This window comes from Yersinia massiliensis CCUG 53443 (assembly GCF_000312485.1).
Taxonomy (GTDB): Bacteria; Pseudomonadota; Gammaproteobacteria; order Enterobacterales; family Enterobacteriaceae; genus Yersinia; species Yersinia massiliensis.
This window is the reverse complement of record NZ_HE997643.1, coordinates 660,332-682,245: the sequence shown is the minus strand read 5'-3', so window position 1 is coordinate 682,245 and position 21,914 is coordinate 660,332. Positions and strand designations below refer to the sequence as shown.

The following is a 21,914-nucleotide window of genomic DNA, read 5'->3' as shown; positions in this document are numbered from 1 at the left end:
CAGCCTGCTATAGGTCAGGGACCAAGCATCTGCTGGCCCCCACCCATAGTAATAAGTCACATCTGCGAGTTCGTTACCCCACCCTCCCTCTGGGGGGAGTAGGCTAAAAAACTCATCATGTAGACCTCACAGGCTTTATAGTCGGTAAAGGCCATCTTTTTGATCGCTTCACGCGGCACATTCGACACCAGCGAAATAAGCATCCCCATTGCACTGAGGGCGCCTGACTTCGCCTGTTCGTCATAAAACTGCTGAACTTGCAGCAATACCGGCTCACCGAGTTCGATAAACTCATAGGTGGTTTTAGTGGCTTCATGAGAAATGGGTTTAACAAGCGTGATTGTTTTAGTGCGTTCCAGTTCAGACATCTTAGTTCTCCGTCACTGATACCGAGCCACCTTCCCAGCGAATATCAGCGGTTGCCTCGGTGCTGTCCACTTCCTGAGTATTGACCGACCACATACCACTGCCAATAATCGTTTTACCATTAGCCAACTCACAGACAATATTGACATTGGTCTGATCGTTAAGGTCACTGATCGACGTGCCGCCACTGTCGCGGATTTGGCAGGAAATAAACGGGGCGTTAAAGGTTTCTTTATAACCATGCACCCCATCCATTCCCGTCAGTGTTTCACGCTTAAATTTTGAGGGGCTGTACTTGAACTGCCCCGCCACCATGATAGTCAGACCGTCAACGGTGACATACGCTGTCCCCGCGAGGCGATTGGAAGTATCACCCATGATAATGCGTCCTTATGCTGATGCCTGAAGGCGGAATTGGTTGAGAACGGCGAAGATACGCAGCTGATTGATCAAGACGCCCGTCCACAGCACATCCACTCGGTTCGGGTTGCTGGCGCTCTTTTCGACAATCAACCCCTTGGCGAAACCTTTGGCATCCTGCACATAGCCGTTGAATTCCAGTGTCTGGTACTGCGCAATCAACTCCGCTCGGATAATATTTGGCGTGATAATGGCCGAACCGGGGGCGAAACGGGTACCATCAGCCGCCAATTTCATGCGGGCAAATTTCGACGTGACCTGAGTACGCAAGAAGCGAGTGACAAACATCAGCAAAAATAAGGTTTCAATCTGTAAATAGCTGTCATCTTCCGCGCCATATTTGTTTTTCTGATAGGTGGTAATGATATTTTCCACCTGAACTGTCCCATCATCCGTCACAGTGACTGTGGAGATCCCGCTGTGCAGCAGGTTATTACGCTCAGTCAGCGTAAAGCGACTGGCCAGCGGCGGGGCCAGTACGCCACTAATCGCTAATGTTTGTAACGGGCGTCCGGGATCATTACGCAAACTTTGCGCAATAGCGCCGACATAGGCCGCTGACCAGATATAGCTTGGTGTCGGAGAGCCGTTGACCCCCAACAGAGAAGCATGCTGATCGTTACGCAATTCGCCTGCCGCAGTCAGTTGCCCATAAGTCCCAGATTGAGCCGCAAAGCTATGGCCATAGAGCTGCTCGGCATAACTCCAGCGGCCGGTACTGTCTGACAAGAACTCTTTGATTTTATTCAGTGACGCGGTGTCCGTGTACGGATTGATAATGAAATCAAAGGTCCTGTCCTGCAAGTTAGCCAGCGCATCATCCAGTTCAGGCGCACCCGCACCGCCAGCCATCGGTGTCAACGTCAGCACCAAACTATCTGGTGTTGTTTCCCCGCCTGCACCGCCCAGATAATTCAGCCGTAAATCAATCGTGTTACCGTGGGCACCTTTGTTTTTAGCGGTGAGCGTGATGACCGCGTCCACCGCAGCCGCAGTGACAGGCAAGGCGCTGGCGGCATTGATGGCGGCGGTTAATGCAGTGGCAATAGCCGTTACCTCATCAGTCGCCACCACCGCGACTTGCACCCGAATCCCCGCGATATACAAAGAGATAACCCCAGTTGCTGATGCCTGCGTGGTCACGGTAATCTTACCTGTTGCCGCCACCATGGACCCCGCATCGCTCAACGGTAAAATGTAGATCTCACCGGCGATGTCATTCGCTAAGTATGCAGCCATCTGACCATGCAACATTGAACCTGCACCAGCTAGCCCCGCCACGGTAGCCACTGAGGAAACCAGTACCGGAATATCCGCAGGTAACGAGCCTGAAGCCAACATCTGGCCGATGATTAACGTTCGCTGCGTCGTTGTCGCCGTGTTCGCCTGTGAGTTATCAAATTCAGCGAAGAAAAGCGGCGTCCGAAGATTGCTCGGAATATTATTAAAGGGAATAGTCATTATTTGGTTTTCTCCGCTTTGGTGGTTTCGGGTGCGGGGTTAACCTCTTTAGGTTGTTCGCGCACCACATCACCGTCGTTTAAACGACGACGCCAAAATGAGTTATCAGGAACCTCAGTGCCGGATTCAGGCAAAAAGGTGCCCTTAACCGGGTCGCGTACAGTGCGACCGGCTACGGGTTTAACAATCATGGGGTTTACTCCGAAAGGTCTATTGATACCACGGGTTGAGTGGTGCCATCTGGCATAGACATAGTGATATCGATGCCCTCCAGTGGATCGCCCACAATGGGGTAAAAATCCTCTGGGCCTTGGTAATACTCAATATCCAGCTCCATCAGTAGTTGAGCCATATGCCCTTCACCACTCGAATCCAGATCAATGGTTGATCGAACTCGGGCAAACTGCTGTATTTGGCGTGTGAGGTCGTAACTGTTGATTACCGCTCGTTCAATTTGTTCTCGCAACCGCTCAAGCGACAACTCTGCCTTATTCGCCCCGTCATTCTCATTTTCACCGTCCAACTCTTGCAACCGGCCTGTAATGCGCACGGTGGTGATGGTGTTGAATTGGGGAGCGTTACGGCCTAATGACTGCTTTTCCTCGATAAGGGTTTGCACCAGAATAACCGGATACATCTCCTCGGTGGTTGGCCAGTCACGCGGGGAATAAACGCGAGTCTCTGCATCTGTATTCCCCTTGATAGCAGAGACAACCAACTGCCTGACGTGTGCAGTATTCATATTTTTACCCGATTAAGAATGAGCTTGCTGCCACCGTGACTGTCTGGCTGAACATCCGCTACGGCAAACAAGGTATTGACCGGCTCATTGGCAACGATGCCAATAAATACCCGGTCCCCTTGTTTGGGTGGTGAATGAAACTCGCTATCCCTTACCCCTAAAACGGGGTTGGTGGTGTTAATGGTGCTACCATCATCCAGCGTGTCGATGGTCGTATAGGCCCGATCAAAGATGCCGCTGATGGTATAAGTTGGCTTATCACCTTGGGGGCGGTAATCAACCGGGTCACCAAACACCGAATGCAAGGGGGCGAGAAGATGCTGATCCCAGTTGATACCCATCAGCTACCCCGATTTATCTTCACACCATCATCGACGGTGACTGAGGGACCCATCGAGCTAGCCGCCTGCTGACGTAACGCTTTCACATCGGCTACCACACCCAGATTAATCAGTCGTTTAGCATCCTCATGCAGCAGGAATAAACGGCTATTCTCAGCATGCGTTTCCCCGCTATGGCGCAGAGTCTGACCTTTTACAACAACAACCTCCAACTCGTCACTGTCGTCAGAAGGATCATTACTTTCCGTCTCGTTCTCTGTGGTACGTTCCTGAATATCAGGTTCAGCAGAACTATTGCTCTGGTTATCTGATATTTCAGGTGTTTTATGAGACTCATCCCCAGTTGATGTACCTCTTAACGCATCTGGGTCAGGCTGTGTTTCGTTATTATCCGTCACAACATGCGATTCCTGCTGAGAACCAGCATCGAACTCGGGCGGCAAGCCGCCCAGTTCGTTAATGCTGGCTTGCTGCTTGCTTGGTGTTTTTGCCATATCACACCACCGTTGCACAAAGTGAGGCATTCACCCGGCTTGGAATCACCAACGGAGCAGATTGCATCAACAGGTAACGCTGCGCAGGATCGGGCATAACCCATGATTTTGGTGCAAAAGCCAAAGGACCGTAATTAAACGCAGGGTCCAGAATGAGACCAAAGGCGCGAGTCCCCATCAAATCAGCACTACCCATCAATACAGCGCCATTAGGGATCATTGGTTTCTCAATGCCATCAACAGGGTCAATAAACCAATCGTTATACAGCCATAAATCAAAGTTGCCCCAGCGGCCTTTATAAACCGCGCCTTTATTGACGCGCGGACCGGCATCGACCTGATTACCAAACGGACTCAATGCTGGGAAGGTAATAGCATTGTCCTTAATGGTGGTATCGAGACGGAACGCTTTCCATGAGGCGGTTGTAAAGACCAAGTCAGTAGCCACCGCCCCAGACTCTTTCAACATCAGCGTTTGCCAATCTTCAATATCATCGGATGGCTGAGTATTTGTCGTGCCTGCGGCTACAGATAATGGCCATTTATCTGACCCACTCAATGTGATGGTCAGATTACTGGAGCGCCCAAAATCAATAACAGTTGTCGGGAATCCTTCACCCACCACGGTAATCTGAGATTTAGTCAGCGCGTTGGCTGCCATCCATTCCAGACGACGGTTAATCATGTCGATTTGGTCTTCCATTTCAAACTGGATATTTAACATTTCACGCTCTGCGGCGGTGTATTCCCCACCAATGCGCTCCCCCATCTGGCGGCGGATAGGTTTACGCAAATCAGGCGCGCGCTTGTCTTTGATGTAAGCTGGTTTGAAGGTATTGGTTTGATACTTGCGACTCTCCACCAGCTTCCCTTCAGCTAACGGGGAAACGAAAGGAGACATACGACGTTTACCAATATCAACATCGATGGAAACCTCTTCGGTTTCATAAGTCACCACATTGGGAAAGAAACGATCGAGTAACCAGTTTTGGCTGGTTTTTAGGTTGGGAACCAGACCCACCAACACATTGGTATCGTAAATATTATTCATGAAGTATCTCTTTTAATTTGCTGGCAGCCAGAGCCGCCAGACAAAGATTGAAGACGAGCAGATCCCTGCCAGATGAATGGCATTGGGTGCAAATTAAGAAAATGAGGTTTTAAACGGGTGCTTGGATGCTGTCTTCGAGGAAGATTGAATACGAACGCAGTGCCGTTTTTAACTCGATCAACGTCCATGAAGCATCGTGAATGATCACGTTCTGATTGAACTGTCCCATCAGATAAACGCCCCCGCGCTGGGCGGTAGTCGTTGTATCCACATTATCGACGAGGATGGCGACCGGCACTTCGCTGCCGTCATCCGCATCTTTTACTGACTTGATGTATTCGCCTGATGCCGTGATTTTACCCATCACAGTACCCCGTAAATGTATTGCAGCCGCCTGAACAATAACGACAGTATCAGTGACCAGTTGTAGTGGTCCGGCAACTAACTGATCCGGTACAAACAATGATGAGCGCATGCCCGGCTGAAAAGGGTTTTGGCCAAAGTGATCCATTATTTTTTACCTTTTACTGAGTCATAAAGATTGGTCATTTTATTGACCAGCGAAGCGCCTTTTGATCCGGCTGCGGTGTCTTGTCCAAGCTGTGTATTGCCGTGGGCCTGCATCCGCTCATCCAAAGAACGTTTACGAGGGGTTGATGCAGGTGCTGTCACTGCGGTGGAAGCAAGCACACGGATCACTGCAGCAGAACTCATACCGGAATTGAGCGCCAGAGAAACCGCTAAATCTCCGCGCCCTGTAGCATGTTTGCTGCCAAAGATACGCGCACAGCGTCGACGCTCAGCACTGCGACCTTTTTTGACATTACGGTCATCGGTATCATCATCACCGTCATCGTCACGCCCTTCATCCGCGTCAGCATCATCGCTGTCGTCCTCGGCATCAGGGTCCTTTTCATCCTGATCATCAGGGTTATCGTTTGAATCGTCAGCGTCCTCTTCAGCGTCAGGATCTTTTTCATCCTCTTCAGCCTGACGACCTTTGGCCTTTTTGGACTTTTCCTTATCGTCCTCAGTCTCTTCTGATGCTTTGGCCCCACGGCCAAACAGGTGTGAAAATCCTTTAATTTTCGCCATTACTTTTCTCCAACCAATGTTAATAAATCGCGGAATGCGACATCAGGTGAGGCAACTTGATCAGCCAACCCCAACTGCACACCATCTGCGGCCAAGAAACAGGCCGCCTCGGTATCCCTGATGGTTCTCTCTGCTATCCCGCGATTGCGGGAAACGGTACTCACGAACAGGCGCCCCATCTCGTCAACATCTGACTGAATGGCTTTTTTCGCCTCTTCGCTTAAAGGTTCCCAAGGGTTTGACTCAGCTTTTCGGCTGCCAAAAGTGATTATCGTGACCTGCACCCCATCACTTTTTATGCGTTGCGACCAGTCAACATGCATCACGATGACACCGATAGAACCGACGCCGCCCGTTCGCGGGACGATAATTTTATCCGCCGCACTGGCCAGTGCATAAGCAGCTGAATAAGCATTTTCGGACAGGATTGACCAGATGGGTTTAGCGCCTCGGGCAGCATAGATTTCATCGACCAAATCAAAACAGCCGGCGACTTCACCGCCCGGAGAGTCAATGTCAAAACAAATGCCCTTAACCGCATCATCATTCATTGCGGTCAGAAAGCTGGCCCGAATGCCGTCATAGCCTGTCATGCCGCTATAAGGTCGCAGGGTGCCTAACTTTTGCACCAACGTGCCCTGAATCGGAATAACTGCTATGCCCTCGATGACGTCATAACCACAATCACGGCCTTTGCGTGAAAAGAAATCATCCTCTTCGTCGGCCCAATCGGTATTAGACTGAATGCGCGTCAATCCGAACCGGTCAGTCAATGCCGCCATAACGACTTCAGCCTTGTGCGGATGAAGTGCCAGCGGGGTGTTAAAGAGTCGCTGGGCTAAATGTGGAAGATTCACTGTGCCTCCGGTTTTTGTTGTTGATCGGGTGCAAAGGTTTCAGCTTGCAACCATGTAGGGATCGGCAACCCACGTTCAATGTATGCCTCACGTTCTCGCTGGCGCTGATCTAGTAATTCCTCCCAGTCTTCACCCACGTTTTCAGCCGCCTCCATTTCGAGAGTAGAGAGTCCGGCTTCCATCCCGAGAATGGCTCCTTTCTTCTCAGCCACAGGATCAACCCAACCACGGCCGGGTCCCATCCACTGCGCACGGCAATAGGCGGCTTTGGCCGCGAGAAAATCAGGTGCACCATCAGGCAAAGGAACCTCACCCAAATCATGCAACTCTTCGATAAAGCACGACAAAATAGGCTGAGCGAAACCTGTCGCAAAGTCATCGCGACGGCGGGTCAGGGTTTTCCAAGCCTCTAGCATGGCGGAACGGGCTGAACTGTAGTTAACATCAGACCAATCTTGGGTCAGTTGTTGGGTAGAAATACCCAGTGAGGCAGCAACATTTCGTAATGCTGCGCTTTCAAATGCCGCAAAGTTGCTACTTGGTCGCGCAGCGTTCACTGTCGTGATGCTTTCCCCCGGCGGTAAAATGGGGAGCCGCGCCCCACTTTGTAACGATAGACGGTTATCTTTGTGAAAATTAGCGCGCATATCCTGATACTCGAGCACATCATCAGTATGTAATCCGTCTTCGAACAAGCGTGGATCATAGGGTGAAGTGATGTATGCACCGAATACGGCATTAAGGATAGAAGCTTCGAGCTCTACCCCATCGTATTTGATTAGCATTTTCAGGCGCTGGACTACCGGTGTAAAAATACTGATCCCCCGATGTTGGGAGGCCCGATCACCATCAAAATCATGAATAACAATGGGTCGGCCCCAGTCGGTTTCGCGCGGGATGCGCTCCCATGTCATGGTTTCCTTGCCACTCCACCAGTCACCCATGTGGGCCTTTCGGATGTGGTAAGCAATAGGTACCCCATCCTCATCAATTTCTACCCCACCGCGAACATTCAGCATGTCGAAATTTTGCTGAGGGTTACTTAATCTATCAGGGTCAATGATCTGCATGGTCGTGGCATACTGCGCGCGACCATAGCCAAGGCGGTCAGGTCGATATTGCATAACGCAGAGCGCATCACCGTCTATCAACTTATGGCGGAAACCAAGTCGCAACAGTTGAGAAACTGTTTTCTTTCTTTCCACATCGCAATAACGCCCCGGATCATTGGCCCAGATTCGCCAGCCGGCCTCAATGGCTCGCCCATATTCATCCGCCCATTTCGCGTCAAATTGAGGATTGCCAGTCATCAGTGCCAGCGTCCGATAATCAACCTTGGCCAGCGGACGGAAAGAGGCACCAACAGCATTATCCAAAATACGGGTCACGCTGCCCGAGGCCCAGCCATCATTACGTACCATATCCCGAACGCGGGCGACGACCTGATCGCGAGAGGTATTGATTTCGTTATCAGGTGACCACAATGACGGTTGCCAGTTGGCCATCGTGTCACTGAATTGATCAGCTGCGTCATAGGGAACGCCTCTGGAGCCATTCAACATTGATGCGCGACCGCTCGAAGAGGGTAAGGGCTGACCGTTGGGGCCAAGTATCCTGACTTCATTTTTCATCAGTACCTAAACCTTATCGTCCTGCGTGGACGATGAACGATACCCAATTGGGCCTGAAGAAGCTGGATAAGGGAGGTAAGTTGACCAATATCGGTTGGCTGATAACTCACTGAGCGGGTGCCATCCCCTTGTGCGTAGGAGAAAGAAACACCCTTCCCGCCGGTTGATAATTCAAGATAGGCTTGCTGTGCCAGTTTTAACGCGGACCGTAATTGCTCACGCGTCAGATCACCAGCCAATAAACTGGAGTTGGGATCGAACATGGGATTCCTTTTTAACGAGCCAGGCGTTTATATAGAGGTTTACGTTGAAGTTCTTCAGGTTCAGTGATAGTGGCACCCGGCAGACGCAGACTGATTTTCTCTTCCTGTTCAGGTGGAGCAGGATGTAAAATTTTATCGGGTTCGGACTCGATCAGCAGTGCGCGGGTATTTAATTTCAGCCCTAAATGGAACAAGCCCGCAAGGGCAGCATAAGCATAAACTCGACAGTCCAACGCCTCGTTAGCTTTACCATGTGGCAGATCCCAAACGCTGTACCGCTGACCAGCAGCTTCTTTCATGATCAAGCGCTCAGCCGTTAACTGGCTGAAATACCCCATATCCCGATCGGTTGAAAAGTGCATATATCCTGGACCCGGCTTATCAAGATGAAGACGGGCGCGAATAGAATCTTTTGCCGAGTTAACCCCAATAATGACCGGACGGAACTGCGAACGATTTTTAGAGGTTGGCCGCTTGTTGGGCCAAATAGGAGAACGCTTACCACCAGTGGCTGACTCCCCTTTGATGGCCCATATCCGGCGACCTAAACGCTCCTTGGCAAATTCATAGACTTTTTGCGTGTGGTTACCGCCGGAGTCATGACAAGCGGCCATGATGGTAAAACCACGTCCATCTGCCCGTCGCCATATTTGCTTCAGATAGGCATCAAGCCGAAGCCAAGGTTCTGCTGTTTCGAGGTCACCCTCGATAACATCAAATGCCACAGACCAACTCTCTTCATCCTTTCCCCAGCCAACCACTTCAATTTCTAACCGGTCAGCCTGCGTATCAATGCCCGCCGTCAGGACAGCAACGCCATCAGGAACTTCAGCATCAAAAACCTCTCTTCGCGATAGCAGCTCATCCACGGGAAGACGTTTACCGTAGTTGGGTCGATGAGGCAGGCCCATTTGGGTATTCCACCAAGCCAATTCTTTATCTGGATCACCCTTGGCTTTAAGGTATTTAGCAGCAATATCCGACGGTTTATCTTTCTGCCACGGACTAAATAATTTGGATGCCTGAAAACCCGCATGGATATTCTCGACCCCCAACGCCCCGCAATCAGGACAAATTGCTCGATGAACAGCGTGACGCTCAGACTCAGACCATCGCCACACAATACCGACAGCTGCCTGATCATCGACGTGCCAAGCTTGCTCGTAATTATTTAGCGGGACATGACGCTGACCACAGCATTCAAACGGCTTTGTCTGGTGCCACTCAATAGTGCGGAGCGCTCTCAGACGGTCGCCCTCTGACCAACCTGAGCCACAGCTTTCACAGTGGATCATGGCTAACTTGGTATTGTGTTTATCCCCCTCAGATGGCCAGTGAACATGTTTGAAGAATTCAGGGAATTGACGGTGACCACAATGCGGACAAGCCATCGATGCTCGGCGCTGATCTGATTCCTCGTAGCTTGCCGCAATGCGGCTTTCATCTTCAACAGTCGGAGAACAGGCGCGAACAGATAACCAGTTGAGGCCAAACGTCGCGGTGCGCTCTTCTGCCAACGTTATCGGGTCACCCTCACGGGTAATGGGGTATTTATCCACCTCATCCGCCAGCAATACACGAATAGGACGACGGGCAAGGTTATCCGGGCTACCGGCCCCCGCCAATGCCAAAAAGCCCCCCGTAAAGGATTTATACAGCAATGTCTCTTTTGAATTTTTCTGCTTGTTGCCACCAACGAGCTGGCGAAGAGCGGGTGTGACCCTGATCAAGGGGGTAATGCGTTCTTTAGAAAATTGCTCGGCCGCATCCTCTTTAGGTTGCAATAACAACATCGGACAAGGATCAAGATGGGCGAAGTAACCAAACAGATTTTCAAGTAATGCGGTCTTCATCAACTGGGTGCAGCACATCACGGTAATGATATGAACGCCGGATTCCGTCGCCGCCAGCATAGGGCCTCGGGCGATCTCTACGGTTGAAGTGTCCCAGTCACCGGATGTACTGCCAGCTTCTTTTGCTAGTTTACGGTACCTATCAGCCCAATCGGGCACGCTAATACGGGGTGGTGGTGTCCAGCCCTTACGAACGCTGCGGAGTAGTCTGTCATGTTTGCTCTGCGTTAAACTCAGGTTCGCCGAGGCCAGAGATGTGTTTATGGACATATTCTAATAACACCTCGGTCATTCTGTCGGCGGGAACATCCAAGTCAGCCGCCATCAAAGGAGCCACCCTTGACGGCCAGTTCATCCAAGCGTCTCGCTGAGCACGAAAAGCATCAAACAAAATACCCTCTGCGACCGTTAGCTCCACCAGCTGTCCGTCTTCTTTCTCAAACTCCAACTTGGTCAGTAACGCTAGGTAATTCTCTTTTACCCTTGCGGCCTCTTCCCGCGTCCATTCAACCCCATTGGCGAGCATGATCTCTTTGATAGTCGCATCGGTACTGTCATCCATATCAGCGGATTTCACTTTGACTGGTTTACTTTTGCTGGCGTTTTTAGTCCGGGGATCTTTGCCGTCTCGTAAAGTCGCTACCGCTTTATCACTTTCCTCAACGTTGACCAGATCACCATCAAGAACAATATATTTTCCGGCCTTAATCCAGCGGCTTACCGTCTTCCGATCAACGCCAGCATGTTTGGCGTAGTCAACCTGCGTCATTGTGCTCATGGTGAAAATTGCCTCTGTGGGACATGGGACATTGCCGTGGGACATTTTTTTGTGTCCCATCCACAATGTCCCACGCAGAAAAATAGCGAAAGCCGCACAGCACAAGGGCTGAGGATTGTAGTTGCATAACTATGCACATGGGACATGGGACACAAAATGAAAAATTTATAGCTGGTAAAACTGCACGGCGCGCAATGCCCGTACATTAGAAAAGTCGCAGGAAGGACCCATTTTTTTCTAGATGATAATAGCTATCATGTGGTTGATCACTTTGCAGTCTTCAGTGCCTGTTCGATTGCTAGGCTTAATGCACCGGGCATCAAAGCCTGTGCCATTGCGTTTGCTCGGTCGAAGTATCCAAGCGTTGGTTTGACCGCCAATGCATCACCAAACTGAATCAGCAACTTAGGTGCTCTTTGTTTCTCTCTGGCACGATGCACACCATTGGGGGAGCGTTTTTGGCGCTTCTTAACCTTTTTGCTCTTCTTCCCTTTCTTACGCTGGAAGAAACCACTAACTCCATTCACCTCACCAACAAAGACATTTTCTTTAGCCTTGAGCTGCTGCGTTTTATTACGGGCTAAGTTGCCGAACTTATTCAGCTTTATGTTTTTGGGATTGAGCAACGCCTGACCATTGAGCTTGTGCTGACCACCGAACTCGAACGGCTCGAGATAGCTGGCAGCAATATCACGCACAAACACCTTGGCCTGTAATCGGTCTTTACGAGCCCCAAATGAACCAACAGAACTAACGGTGAAAGGTGTTGGGTTATCCAGATTGCGTTGCATACCCACCTTCTGAGCGGCGGCAATCTGCCGCGCAACGCTTGTTAGAGCCTGAGCAGTAGCAAAAGGTATCTGTTTTTTAATCTGCTGAAGCTGATTGGATAAATCCTTAAAAGTTGCCATGATCTATCCCTAAAGAGAAAAGCCACCGGCTTATTAGGCTAGTGGCTCGCTATAAGTTAAATATTGATTGAAGGTTAAATTACTGAGATTGTATCCCTGATACTAAGTCATCACTGCCAAGGCGGTGTACTCCATGCCTGACGTGATGGGCATCGCCAAGCTTATTAATTAACTAAATCCAAAGATTTTACCCACAAATAACGTCCAGCTGGACCAGTATCAATCTCACCAAGTAGCCTCACTCTTGTGTCTGGCCCTATATCCCTGTTACGCCATACAGAATTCTCTATTTCTACTCGTAAGGTTCCTGAATCATCTCGGAACGTAAAGTAATCCCCACGCTGATGGGACACTATATGTCCAGTAAGAGTAATGTAACTACCAACACGAGCATTCATTGCTTGCTGTACTGTACTAACCTGTCCTGTAACGCTTGGACCTGTAAAATTAGCCAGCGCATTAAAAGATACAAGAGAACTTGATAACAAAATGATTAACAATGTTTTTTTCATTTAGTTACTCACTTTTTATGGCCTATCACATTTTAATTATGGAAATGTTTATACTTTTGTCAAACATCATAGAACCAGTATTCTTGGGGTTACACTAAGCAATGCTGATGTGTACAAAACTGAACAGCCAGAGAATGAACTCAATCACTCCCCTGCCGACAACAGCGCAGATGCAGCCAAATGCAATGAATGTTCCAGTACCCGGTAAGTCATACATTACCGTTCCCCTCTAAGCGTTTGATGCGCTGGTATAAAAGCATCACCATTTCTGCATAACTGAATCCACCACGTTCGTACAGGCGCTCAAGTGACTGACTACTGCCAAACTGTGCACGGTACTCTTTGTAGGCTTCTTCAGCATATTCAGCGGAAATAGTGGGACTGATTGACTTCTGAACGGGGACTTTCATGTTTGCTTTCCACTCAGGCATGCACTATTGAAACTTGGTGCTGTTGATTATTAGCCGGTCGTCAGTAACAACCTTTTGCAGTGCGGTGAGCTTCTCGACTAACTTGTCGGCTCGTTCAGCGATTGAAATAAGAAACCCGACATCTGAATCTGAAAATCCGCAGTCTCGGGCTGCATCAGTGAGCTGTCCACTGGCGGGAGTAACGGACATATCCCCAACTGAAGCGGCGAGACACTCGAAACGCCTTTGCAGCTTGATATTGCCAGCGCGATAAGCAGCAATAGTGCCTTTTGCTTTGTTCTCAGCATCTGCTACCCCTTGTTGATATGCTTTTAATCCGGCTGTTTGTGCGGCTTGAAGTTGAGCCTCTTTCTCGGCTGCGCTCTTTTTAGCGGCTTTCTCTGCCTCTAGGTCCGATTGGTTACGGCCAGCCCATTTAAGAGACCACTCTGTATTTTTGCTATCACTGCCCCACCAGTAACCGCCGCCGACTAAAACGGAAATCACCAGTACAGCAGCTATCAATCCCAATAAGGTCTCTTTCATGCTGGTATCTCAACATGAGGCGCATCCAAGAACTTAGCAGGCTTATCATTTGGGTTATCAGTCCATGTAATACCGAAACGCAGCTTAACGCCTAACTCTTTACCCGCCTGCTGCATAGCATTGAGAACCGGTAGCCAGCACTTATAGTTGTTCCAGTCACCGCCAACAGGGAAAAGGTCTACAGCATTGCCAGAGATGTGACGGCTATTCATCGTCTGACTCTTGCCAGTGTCCACCAGCTCTCTCTGCCGTTCTACTGTACGCAGTCCTTCAATCACACTGAAATCGACTGTTGAAATCTCTAACGCACGGCGAACTACCTTTAATAAGTTTGAGTTAATGCCCTTGAGGTTGCTCTCACTGCGTTGACTGAACCTGAAATTACTTGTCATTATCCTTCCCTTCTTCAATCGGCCTGCCTGTTACCTTCCATTTAAATAAGCTGGATAAGTAATCTGTACCGAGATAACCGATGATGACGCTTGAGATGTAAGCGAGGTCTGGCGATAACCCGAAAAAATCAAGTACGTCCCGCACTGCAAACGCTATAGCCGCGCACATCAGCGCATCGAGAAAGCATCTACGCCACGGTTTTTCGTTATACCGACCGCGCAACCAAGCAATAATCCCAGCGATACCGCCATAGCCCAATTCGAGACGATGTGCGGCAATCCATTTGGTGATGATGTCCATAAGGTCAGGGTTGTTATGCATTTTCATATCTCCCCCTCCCGTTCTGCGGGTTGGGCGCGTAGTTAAGGAATTTAGCCCACCAGTGCAACCACTCATGCGGAGTAATGTGTGTGTGGAGTTGTTGGGTGACTGATGGGCTAAAACAGAAAAGGCCCACCGAAGTGAGCCTTTAAATGGTTATCCGTGATAATTTCATAACGGATGGTAAAATTGATAACGCATAAGGATGTGAAGCAGTAGTACATACCGATAAGACTGTATTGCGTATCGATAATCTCTAACTAGATTGCGATGCTAGATACCAAAAGCAAAGTTCATCGTAAGAGAGCCATCAATTTTAGTATCTTCAGTGATAGTGCCTTTCATATCAGTTACACCAGCCAATACCGGTTGGACCTCAAAATCAGCACTAAATACTTTACCTGCCGTTTGGGTGTTTGCAGCAGATGCCCAGCCTGTAACAGAACCAGACCAAAGATGTACTGAGGTGGCAACAGAAGTAAAAGCATTGGTACTCGTGTCGTACAGATTGGATGGCTGATTATCAACCTTGGCATTCGACAGCACCACCCAGTAGAATCCAATTTTTCCGTTGCCGTTGATAGAACCCAGACCAAATCTCGCCTTAGTTGCAGTCGAACTCGCTGTAGCTGCCCGATTATCAACAGGGGTTACGTTCAGGTAAGTCGGGGCATCACAGATTATTGTCCAACTTTTACTCATTTTAGGTAATTCAGTCGTTGTTGTGCCTGATTTAATCTGAGTTGAACTTATATTACCAAAATTATAAACACCGCTGTCTGGTGCATTAATATTACATGTCGGGACACCTATCTTCCCTTTAACTTTTAATTCAGCTGTTGGGGGTGCTGCATGCGCTGTCGTTATACCTACAATCAGAGAGGTCAACAGAGTCAGTCCGGTCAATTGATTTTTCACTTCATGTCCCAAAGTGGATTTAACCATTTACATTAAATAATTGTAGAGTCTTTTAGCAAAACACAAAAAACAATGACGAAGATCAATTTTTTTATTTTGCTTTCATGATTCATTGTCGTTCTTTGGGGGATTATTAACCATCGGAGCAGGGGTTGACTTGCGTAGGAATTTTCTTAACGCAGTACAAGGGATGACTTTTATCCCAAGATAATGAAGCTCACCGAAGCGAGCCTGAACACGTACGTTAACGATTTCATGTGGTTAACTATAATTTGAAGCCGGTTACGGTTCCGGCGTCAACACCTACCAATGTGCTGACCGCATATTATGTTGGCATGATTACATGTTGAGTTATTATTCGAACTTAAGCTTTCGCTTAATTTCATTAATCTCTCTCTCATAATCAGACTCAACCTGAGAAATCGTTTTCTTGCCTCTAGTACTTATTCTAACTTGAGCCGTAGGCTCATTACTTGTGACATTAGTTTCAAAATCCAATCTAATTTTATTAACTTCAGCACACATTCTTACATAACCACGAAGCATATTTTCATTAAATCGATACCAACCTTTTCGTTTTCCACCAAAGGCTGGGATTACAACTTCGCCAAAATCCTCATTTTTCAGAGATAATAACATTCTAGAAAACGATTCATCTGTTACAGGTTCTTTTTTCAACTGCTTAATAACACTCTCGTATGATTGGAGTATATCTGTCTTTTTTCTTTGTAAATCAGCGGAATCTGCCACAGCCCACAGAACATAAGAAAATTGGATATCTCTTGCCGATGTTGCTTTTTCGTATGGCCCTCTCAACGCCTGAGCTACCGAACGAACAGCTCGGTCAAGACCTGTAATAAATATAGAGTAATCTATTTTCTTAATGTTATTTTCATAGGCGAGGCTTAACATTTTTTCGCATATTAAATGTATGTAATGAGGGTATCCGTCACTTAGACCTGCAATACGAAATCTTATATCATCAGGAACAATTAAGCCAAACTCGCTAAATGCTCGGTCAACAATTGCATATCGACCATCCCATGATAAAGGATCAAGTTTTAATTCGTGTATTTGCCTTGAACTTGATGCGTGTCCAGATAATAACTCTTGAAACGACTCTGCTATCCCAGTGAAAATAAACTTAACATTACACTTTTTATCGCCCATTTGCTTTAGTAAGGTACCAAACTTCTCTCTCTCCTTTACATCTTCGATTCGGTCAAATTCATCGACGACCAAGAAAGGCATATCAGAATGGATTTCTTGTAAATATTCCAAAGCATAAACAGCCGAAGATGTATCAACTATATTTATATCTCTGGATTCACTAGAACCTTTTTTCTCAAATTTAATACCTGTACCACCAACTCCAATCGATACCGTTACAGCCCATTCACTTTTATTCTTTCCTTTAATTGACGCCTCTCGAACAGCATCAGTCACTATCGAAACCATTGTTGAAGATGGTTCACAACTAAGCAATATCGGATCAGTTTGCTCTTGAAAATCGTAGGCCACTGAATGTGCCAAAGAAGATTTACCAACACCCCTGTTCCCGTAAATAAAACTATGCCGTCCGGGAGCAAAAATTGATGTCTTCATATCTGAATATTGATGATCTCTCCCAAATAAAAACTCTGTAGCATCTATAGGCTGGGATGGTCTAACTACGGTGTAGAGTCTCCTATAAAACTCAGACTCAATGAGATTTGAGAAAGGCATAAACACTCCAAAATGGATATGAAGTGTTCATTATGAACTAGGATTCATTAATGACAAACCCCGCCGAAGCGAGGTTATAAATTAAATTAGTGGCAATATATCAAATATGCTTTAAATATGGCCTACTTTGTTCACTTTTGCAAGTATCATGTCGCTAAATGTTTCTATCTTCCCGCTTTATGAGTGCAACACAGTTAAGGGAATCACTATCTAAACTTTCGACCAGCCTCAATAGCGACTCCCAATGAGACGCATAGTGCATCGTCCAATTATTGCGCTGGACCCCCACCAACCCCGCCAGCTCTGAATATGAATACTCTTCCCTATGTAACAAGTTACCTATACCGGCTGTTTGCTGCACAGCTAACCATACGAGGCTTTCTGCTCTGCGCCGTACTTTCGCTGTTATTGGCTTCTTCTCTAGTTGCGATTGATACTCATTCCATATAAAGCGACATATTTCGACTTGATAACCGAATGTCAGATCGAAGGAGTAGCAATAACGAATCCATGCAGCCTGATGTGGCTCTAGCTTGAAAATCGCTCTACGCCATGCACTTGTGCAGTACGTAAGTGGATCTAACGGGATAATCTGGCTTTTACGTGATCGGGTTTCTGGGCAGTGCATCGGCTCAGTTTCTTGGCAAACTCTACGCCCTCCAACCTCAACATTTCTAACCCTCTGTCGCTTAAGTCGTGTTGTTCTGGCTAGTGCCGCACCATCAAACGCCGCCAACTGTCCCTTGCTGTTTCCGCATATATCAGCAAGAGCTATCGACAATGCACCTCTAACATACTGAAGATATTGCTGGTTCATTGTTTTACTCCACACATGATGACCATCAGGCCATTGCCCCGATCGAGATAGACCGGTCCATAAAATGAAACCACAGCTCAATTTGGCTTCCATGTTCCGCTTCCCACGCCCGCATATCAGCATGCAGTGAATCGTGGCAGCCGCGGCAAAGAGGAATAGTGAAAAGGTCGTGGGCCTTGGTCCCCATGCCGCCCTGCCCGTGTCCTATGATGTGGTGAGGGTCGTCAGCAGAGTTACCACAACCACAGCATTGCTGGGATTTAACCCACTTAAGCCACTTGGCGCTTTCCCACCGATACCGCTTAGGGATGCGCATAAAGCTGGCTGGTGGCTCATCATCAATTTTCAGCACCAGCACTTTCTTAACCTGTTCCACCTTGGTTTCAATGATTTGTGTCGGGTTTGGCGTCCAAGTGATATCACTCTCCCTTGTTGGGCCTGACTTCATCACTGCTGGCAGCATCCGCAAACTTGCTCGAGCGATTGAATCGGGGAGGAGATCGGAAACCTCATTAACGACAGCCCACCAACATAGCTCCGGCATGGTGAGCTGGTGGCCCTCCGGAAGCCGAAAATGACTGCATACAGTCGAGATTATCCAAGTGATGAGATTGGTTGTTGCTAGTTGCTCTAATCGGGGAAGTGTGTGCTCTCTCAGCTTATTATCATGATGCCAACACAGACGAATAGAACGCTGACCATAGCGTAATGTCGTGAGATTTTGAACGTGGGAATCATCCGAATCATGCCACTGGCACTCTTTCATCTGCTTAACCCACGCCTCCAACACTAGAGGCCCACCAGCGGCGTTAATAACCCGTTCCTGCTCAAAGAATGGCAAAAAGCGCGGATCATTAGCTAGTTGTTGATCAGTTGATGGTAGCCGACCGGATGGAAGTGATTTAAATTCCTCCGGCTCAGTGGCCACCAGCAAGCGACTAGATAAATATGGCAGCAGTTCAGCGCCCGGCTTCAATATCACAACACCAAGCTCATGCTGAATGAATGGGGTTAATAATGCCCTCATGCAGCACCTTTTTTAGCTAGATACTCAGCCCATAATCCACCAACCCATTTAACGCCCTTCGGTGTAAAACGGGATTGGGCGAATGCATGATTATTGATGGTATTAGTACCGGTCTTAACCTCAAATCGCCCTAAGTCGCTGTGATACTGACGTGGTGTTAATGCACCGTTCAAACGGTACATAATGTGTTGATTCAGTAGAAAACAGTTAAATTCATGCTCTTTAGCATTCAACAGCTTAGCTACCTGCCGGAATGTCATTGAACCATTAGCTTTAACATAGCGATCGACAAATTCGACCTTTGGCGCTGCTATAGAAAGCTGATTTTCAAGTTGCTGCTTTTCTTCTGCCAAATTAGCCGCCAGGCGCAAAGCCTCTGGCAAGGTTTGGGGGATCAGGTTCTGTTCCAGCTCTTGCCAGCGGTCAACCACTGCAGCAGTGAATTCAGGGGATAGTCGGGCAACTAATACCAAAGAATCGCGCTTATTGAACCGATACTCAAAATACTGGTTACCGTTGTGCTCAAAATCGAACTGCGCCAACGGCGCGGTTAAAATACCGCCTGCGCATAGACGTTCTGCAGAGCGCTTCACATCACCGTGTTTGCTGTTTACCAGTACAGCGATTTCACGGCTGCTCATAGTCACAACCGATGCGGTAACGCCTACGTAAGTATTCATACACGTACCTCGCTGATCTGTATTTCTACCTTCCCGCCCTTAGTCATAGGCATCCACTCCAATAACATCCGCTTTATCTGACTGTCGTCTGCCCACACTCCGGCATGCGTCAAGGCATCAAGAGGTGCTTTCAGGTAGTTGTCCATGTCCCTTATGCGCCGATCTGGTGGGTAAAAATTAATAGTTACGGCTACATGGCCAGTAATGGCTTTCGGTACCCGCCGTAATTGCTCGAGCACACATGCCAATGCTTCACTGCGGTATTTGCGACCGTCGACACTGATTAGGTGACGACCAGCTAGCGGTCCTTTGTTTGGGGCGCGCCAGTAGCCATTAACTGATGGTGGGAATGGCAGGGTGAGTTTCAAACCATCACCCCGCTTTCCGGTACCGGAATAATTTCAGGAATATTTTGTAGCTGGTTTTGTGGTGCAGCCAGAATAGTGGCAGGGGTTAATTCCAGACTATTGATGCACTCATTACCCCAACTATCCCAGCCCTCAGCCTGCGTTCTGGCAAACAGCTCTATGCGGGGAACATCCCCTAACAGAGAGACAAGCAGATCGCGGAAAATATCAGGTTTGGCACTGTGCTCACCCCGTGGGGCTGTTTGATGCTGACAAATAGCCGCATTCAAGCGTTCAGGCAAACGGCCTTTCACAGCAAACAACACATCTTCACTATTAGCGCGGGTCATGTGGCCCATACCGATCGCACTGTTGCCCTTTCTCTTGTTGGTTTTGTGCCAAGTGAAACCCTTCATTGTCATCAGCCTGAATCCCCAAGCCTCAACAACTTTTAATGCCTCCAGTGGTTGAGTCGGTACCCACCACATAGCCAACAAACAGCTATCACCAGCTATCTCCCAAATCGGCAGGCGGCAAATATCAGCAAGGTTCATAGTTTCGTATTTAAAATCAACACCACGTTTGCCGCTTTTAGCTTTATCTCGATATGGCCACGGTGGATCGGCATAAATAACTTGGTAGGTCATGCTGCGTCCTCCCCACTCATGCGCTGGCTGCATTCTTTCCAGATGGAGTTCCAACGCTGAACCGCAAAACTGGCGTTCATTGAACGGATGCCTGCTTTGCTGGCTTCACCGCTTACGGTTACTTCCAGTTGGCTTGGCTTAACGTTTTGACCGGTACCAGAAATAAAACGTTTATAAGCCGCATCTCTCTCGGTGTGATCTGCAGCCTGAAGCTGTTGCGATGGAGATTTCCTACCCTCACTGTGCCAAGCACTGGCAGCCAGTAAGTTTCCATCGAATTTAGTCGGGCGAAACATAGTTTCAGGATTCAAGAATTTCGCCCACTCAGTACCCAACCAGCGGCTTACCAGATAATCAACAACTAGCAGCAGTGATTGCTTGTCATGACCATCAGTCAAACGAGCACGAATATTCTGAAGATTGGTTTTTATGGTGGTGTACTTGGCCCCCGTGAGCTGATTCAGATGTTTAAGCACCTCGATAGCTTCATCGGTGAATTTAATTTCTTTAGAAAGATTCTCATCTCGGGCTGCCGCCAGCGGCGGTTGCCCAAAAGTGTTTTTACTTGATGGATCAGGTGTTGAATTTACTGACGGATCGCCCCCAGATTCTGGTGGGTCAAAAGTGCCATTCTTGCCAGATTCTGACCCGTCGAATTTTGAGCCATCAGATTTTGACCCGTCAGATTTTGAGGGGTCGGATTCTGACGCATGAGCAGCGGCCTTGAGTTTGGCAACATTCAGCTGATAAACATTGCTGGCGTTCCTGTTACCGGCACGGCGCTGCTTTCTGCTAAGCCAACCATCTGTTTCCAGCTCTGCCAATGCAGTCCGAACAGTGCTCTCGCCTGCCCCTATCTGGCGGGAAATCGTCGTTACTGACGGCCAGCAAACACCCTCATCATTAGAGAAGTCGGCAAGACGAGCCATGATTGCCACTTTCGATATTTTCATACCTGCAGCCGCACAGCCGTCCCATACATAACTGGATAGCTTTACGCTCATATAACCGCCTTATATTCTTTTCTAAACCGCCTGATGGGTATTGAACAATCATGTTCATAGTCATCACGCCGAAAAATGACCTCACCGGTAGTACTGTCGTAACCAATAACGTGAACGCGAATACCGCGCTTGTCGTTGTAGTACCGATCAAGCAATTGAATGGGGTTTGTTGTGGTTGAGCCGGGATTAGTCATACACGACCCCACTTGCGGCGAACTACACCCACAATTCCCCGCGCTCTGCTGTGGTTGCACGTTACCCACCGGCCCTTTATCATTCGTTCATACCGGAACGGACTGACACA

General features: G+C 48.3%; 30 protein-coding genes. All 30 read right to left on the bottom strand.

What is annotated here, in order from left to right:
* Positions 1-56: 56 nt before the first annotated feature.
* The gene (locus BN68_RS03085) at positions 57-368 is read right to left on the bottom strand and encodes a phage tail assembly protein (RefSeq protein ID WP_019209683.1); all 312 of its coding nucleotides are present in this window, start codon (positions 366-368) and stop codon (positions 57-59) included.
* 1 nt (position 369) lies between these two features.
* Positions 370-744, bottom strand: coding sequence for a phage tail tube protein (locus BN68_RS03080; RefSeq protein ID WP_019209682.1), 375 nt, complete (start codon positions 742-744; stop codon positions 370-372).
* Between the two features lie 12 nt (positions 745-756).
* Positions 757-2,247 carry a phage tail sheath subtilisin-like domain-containing protein gene (locus BN68_RS03075; RefSeq protein WP_019209681.1) on the bottom strand — a complete coding sequence of 497 codons (1,491 nt, stop codon included), beginning with the start codon at positions 2,245-2,247 and terminating at the stop codon, positions 757-759.
* The gene (locus tag BN68_RS03070) at positions 2,247-2,438 is read right to left on the bottom strand and encodes a DUF2635 domain-containing protein (protein WP_019209680.1); all 192 of its coding nucleotides are present in this window, start codon (positions 2,436-2,438) and stop codon (positions 2,247-2,249) included. The genes BN68_RS03075 and BN68_RS03070 overlap by 1 nt, the downstream gene beginning before the upstream one ends.
* 5 nt (positions 2,439-2,443) lie before the next feature.
* A complete protein-coding gene (locus BN68_RS03065; protein ID WP_019209679.1) occupies positions 2,444-2,989 on the bottom strand; it encodes a hypothetical protein in 546 nt (181 codons plus the stop codon).
* Positions 2,986-3,330, bottom strand: a complete 345-nt coding sequence (locus BN68_RS03060) for a head-tail joining protein (RefSeq protein ID WP_019209678.1) — start codon at positions 3,328-3,330, stop codon at positions 2,986-2,988. Before BN68_RS03060 ends, BN68_RS03065 begins: the two co-directional genes overlap by 4 nt.
* Entirely contained in the window at positions 3,330-3,824 is a 495-nt protein-coding gene (locus BN68_RS03055) for a hypothetical protein (protein ID WP_019209677.1), read from the bottom strand. Before BN68_RS03055 ends, BN68_RS03060 begins: the two co-directional genes overlap by 1 nt.
* Position 3,825: 1 nt before the next feature.
* The gene (locus BN68_RS03050) at positions 3,826-4,875 is read right to left on the bottom strand and encodes a major capsid protein (protein WP_019209676.1); all 1,050 of its coding nucleotides are present in this window, start codon (positions 4,873-4,875) and stop codon (positions 3,826-3,828) included.
* A 109-nt stretch (positions 4,876-4,984) separates the two neighbouring features.
* Positions 4,985-5,386 carry a head decoration protein gene (locus BN68_RS03045; RefSeq protein ID WP_019209675.1) on the bottom strand — a complete coding sequence of 134 codons (402 nt, stop codon included), beginning with the start codon at positions 5,384-5,386 and terminating at the stop codon, positions 4,985-4,987.
* The gene (locus BN68_RS03040; RefSeq protein WP_019209674.1) at positions 5,386-5,970 is read right to left on the bottom strand and encodes a hypothetical protein; all 585 of its coding nucleotides are present in this window, start codon (positions 5,968-5,970) and stop codon (positions 5,386-5,388) included. The genes BN68_RS03045 and BN68_RS03040 overlap by 1 nt, the downstream gene beginning before the upstream one ends.
* Positions 5,970-6,827, bottom strand: a complete 858-nt coding sequence (locus tag BN68_RS03035) for a S49 family peptidase (RefSeq protein ID WP_019209673.1) — start codon at positions 6,825-6,827, stop codon at positions 5,970-5,972. Before BN68_RS03035 ends, BN68_RS03040 begins: the two co-directional genes overlap by 1 nt.
* A complete protein-coding gene (locus BN68_RS03030; protein ID WP_019209672.1) occupies positions 6,824-8,458 on the bottom strand; it encodes a phage portal protein in 1,635 nt (544 codons plus the stop codon). The genes BN68_RS03035 and BN68_RS03030 overlap by 4 nt, the downstream gene beginning before the upstream one ends.
* Positions 8,458-8,721 (bottom strand): gpW family head-tail joining protein, encoded by a 264-nt coding sequence (gene gpW, locus BN68_RS03025; protein ID WP_019209671.1) that lies wholly within the window; start codon positions 8,719-8,721, stop codon positions 8,458-8,460. Before gpW ends, BN68_RS03030 begins: the two co-directional genes overlap by 1 nt.
* 11 nt (positions 8,722-8,732) lie before the next feature.
* On the bottom strand, positions 8,733-10,844 hold the full coding sequence (locus BN68_RS03020) for a phage terminase large subunit family protein (protein ID WP_042806380.1): 2,112 nt from the start codon (positions 10,842-10,844) through the stop codon (positions 8,733-8,735).
* Positions 10,786-11,352 (bottom strand): hypothetical protein, encoded by a 567-nt coding sequence (locus tag BN68_RS03015; RefSeq protein ID WP_019209669.1) that lies wholly within the window; start codon positions 11,350-11,352, stop codon positions 10,786-10,788. The genes BN68_RS03020 and BN68_RS03015 overlap by 59 nt, the downstream gene beginning before the upstream one ends.
* Before the next feature lie 266 nt (positions 11,353-11,618).
* Complete coding sequence (locus BN68_RS03010; RefSeq protein WP_019209668.1) at positions 11,619-12,263, bottom strand: hypothetical protein; 645 nt, start codon at positions 12,261-12,263, stop codon at positions 11,619-11,621.
* 164 nt (positions 12,264-12,427) lie between these two features.
* Positions 12,428-12,775 carry a YgiW/YdeI family stress tolerance OB fold protein gene (locus BN68_RS23150; RefSeq protein ID WP_071822386.1) on the bottom strand — a complete coding sequence of 116 codons (348 nt, stop codon included), beginning with the start codon at positions 12,773-12,775 and terminating at the stop codon, positions 12,428-12,430.
* Between the two features lie 209 nt (positions 12,776-12,984).
* Positions 12,985-13,185 carry a hypothetical protein gene (locus BN68_RS03005; RefSeq protein WP_019209666.1) on the bottom strand — a complete coding sequence of 67 codons (201 nt, stop codon included), beginning with the start codon at positions 13,183-13,185 and terminating at the stop codon, positions 12,985-12,987.
* A gap of 24 nt (positions 13,186-13,209) precedes the next feature.
* Complete coding sequence (locus tag BN68_RS03000; RefSeq protein ID WP_019209665.1) at positions 13,210-13,731, bottom strand: DUF2514 family protein; 522 nt, start codon at positions 13,729-13,731, stop codon at positions 13,210-13,212.
* Positions 13,728-14,123, bottom strand: coding sequence for a M15 family metallopeptidase (locus tag BN68_RS02995; protein WP_019209664.1), 396 nt, complete (start codon positions 14,121-14,123; stop codon positions 13,728-13,730). Before BN68_RS02995 ends, BN68_RS03000 begins: the two co-directional genes overlap by 4 nt.
* Complete coding sequence (locus tag BN68_RS02990; protein WP_019209663.1) at positions 14,113-14,451, bottom strand: phage holin, lambda family; 339 nt, start codon at positions 14,449-14,451, stop codon at positions 14,113-14,115. Before BN68_RS02990 ends, BN68_RS02995 begins: the two co-directional genes overlap by 11 nt.
* 267 nt (positions 14,452-14,718) lie before the next feature.
* Positions 14,719-15,363, bottom strand: a complete 645-nt coding sequence (locus tag BN68_RS02985) for a DUF1120 domain-containing protein (RefSeq protein ID WP_042806496.1) — start codon at positions 15,361-15,363, stop codon at positions 14,719-14,721.
* Between the two features lie 354 nt (positions 15,364-15,717).
* Positions 15,718-17,088: an AAA family ATPase gene (locus tag BN68_RS02980; RefSeq protein WP_019209661.1), complete on the bottom strand. Its 1,371-nt coding sequence runs from the start codon at positions 17,086-17,088 to the stop codon at positions 15,718-15,720.
* Positions 17,089-17,242: 154 nt separating this feature from the next.
* Complete coding sequence (locus BN68_RS24545; RefSeq protein ID WP_019209660.1) at positions 17,243-17,905, bottom strand: bacteriophage antitermination protein Q; 663 nt, start codon at positions 17,903-17,905, stop codon at positions 17,243-17,245.
* Positions 17,906-17,930: 25 nt separating this feature from the next.
* Positions 17,931-18,932 carry a DUF968 domain-containing protein gene (locus BN68_RS02970; RefSeq protein ID WP_019209659.1) on the bottom strand — a complete coding sequence of 334 codons (1,002 nt, stop codon included), beginning with the start codon at positions 18,930-18,932 and terminating at the stop codon, positions 17,931-17,933.
* Positions 18,929-19,612: a phage antirepressor KilAC domain-containing protein gene (locus BN68_RS02965; RefSeq protein ID WP_019209658.1), complete on the bottom strand. Its 684-nt coding sequence runs from the start codon at positions 19,610-19,612 to the stop codon at positions 18,929-18,931. Before BN68_RS02965 ends, BN68_RS02970 begins: the two co-directional genes overlap by 4 nt.
* The gene (locus BN68_RS02960) at positions 19,609-19,980 is read right to left on the bottom strand and encodes a RusA family crossover junction endodeoxyribonuclease (protein ID WP_019209657.1); all 372 of its coding nucleotides are present in this window, start codon (positions 19,978-19,980) and stop codon (positions 19,609-19,611) included. Before BN68_RS02960 ends, BN68_RS02965 begins: the two co-directional genes overlap by 4 nt.
* Positions 19,977-20,606, bottom strand: a complete 630-nt coding sequence (locus BN68_RS02955) for an MT-A70 family methyltransferase (protein ID WP_019209656.1) — start codon at positions 20,604-20,606, stop codon at positions 19,977-19,979. The genes BN68_RS02960 and BN68_RS02955 overlap by 4 nt, the downstream gene beginning before the upstream one ends.
* The gene (locus BN68_RS02950) at positions 20,603-21,610 is read right to left on the bottom strand and encodes a conserved phage C-terminal domain-containing protein (RefSeq protein WP_019209655.1); all 1,008 of its coding nucleotides are present in this window, start codon (positions 21,608-21,610) and stop codon (positions 20,603-20,605) included. The genes BN68_RS02955 and BN68_RS02950 overlap by 4 nt, the downstream gene beginning before the upstream one ends.
* Positions 21,607-21,804, bottom strand: a complete 198-nt coding sequence (locus BN68_RS23145; RefSeq protein ID WP_071822385.1) for a DUF4222 domain-containing protein — start codon at positions 21,802-21,804, stop codon at positions 21,607-21,609. The genes BN68_RS02950 and BN68_RS23145 overlap by 4 nt, the downstream gene beginning before the upstream one ends.
* Positions 21,805-21,914 lie beyond the last annotated feature (110 nt).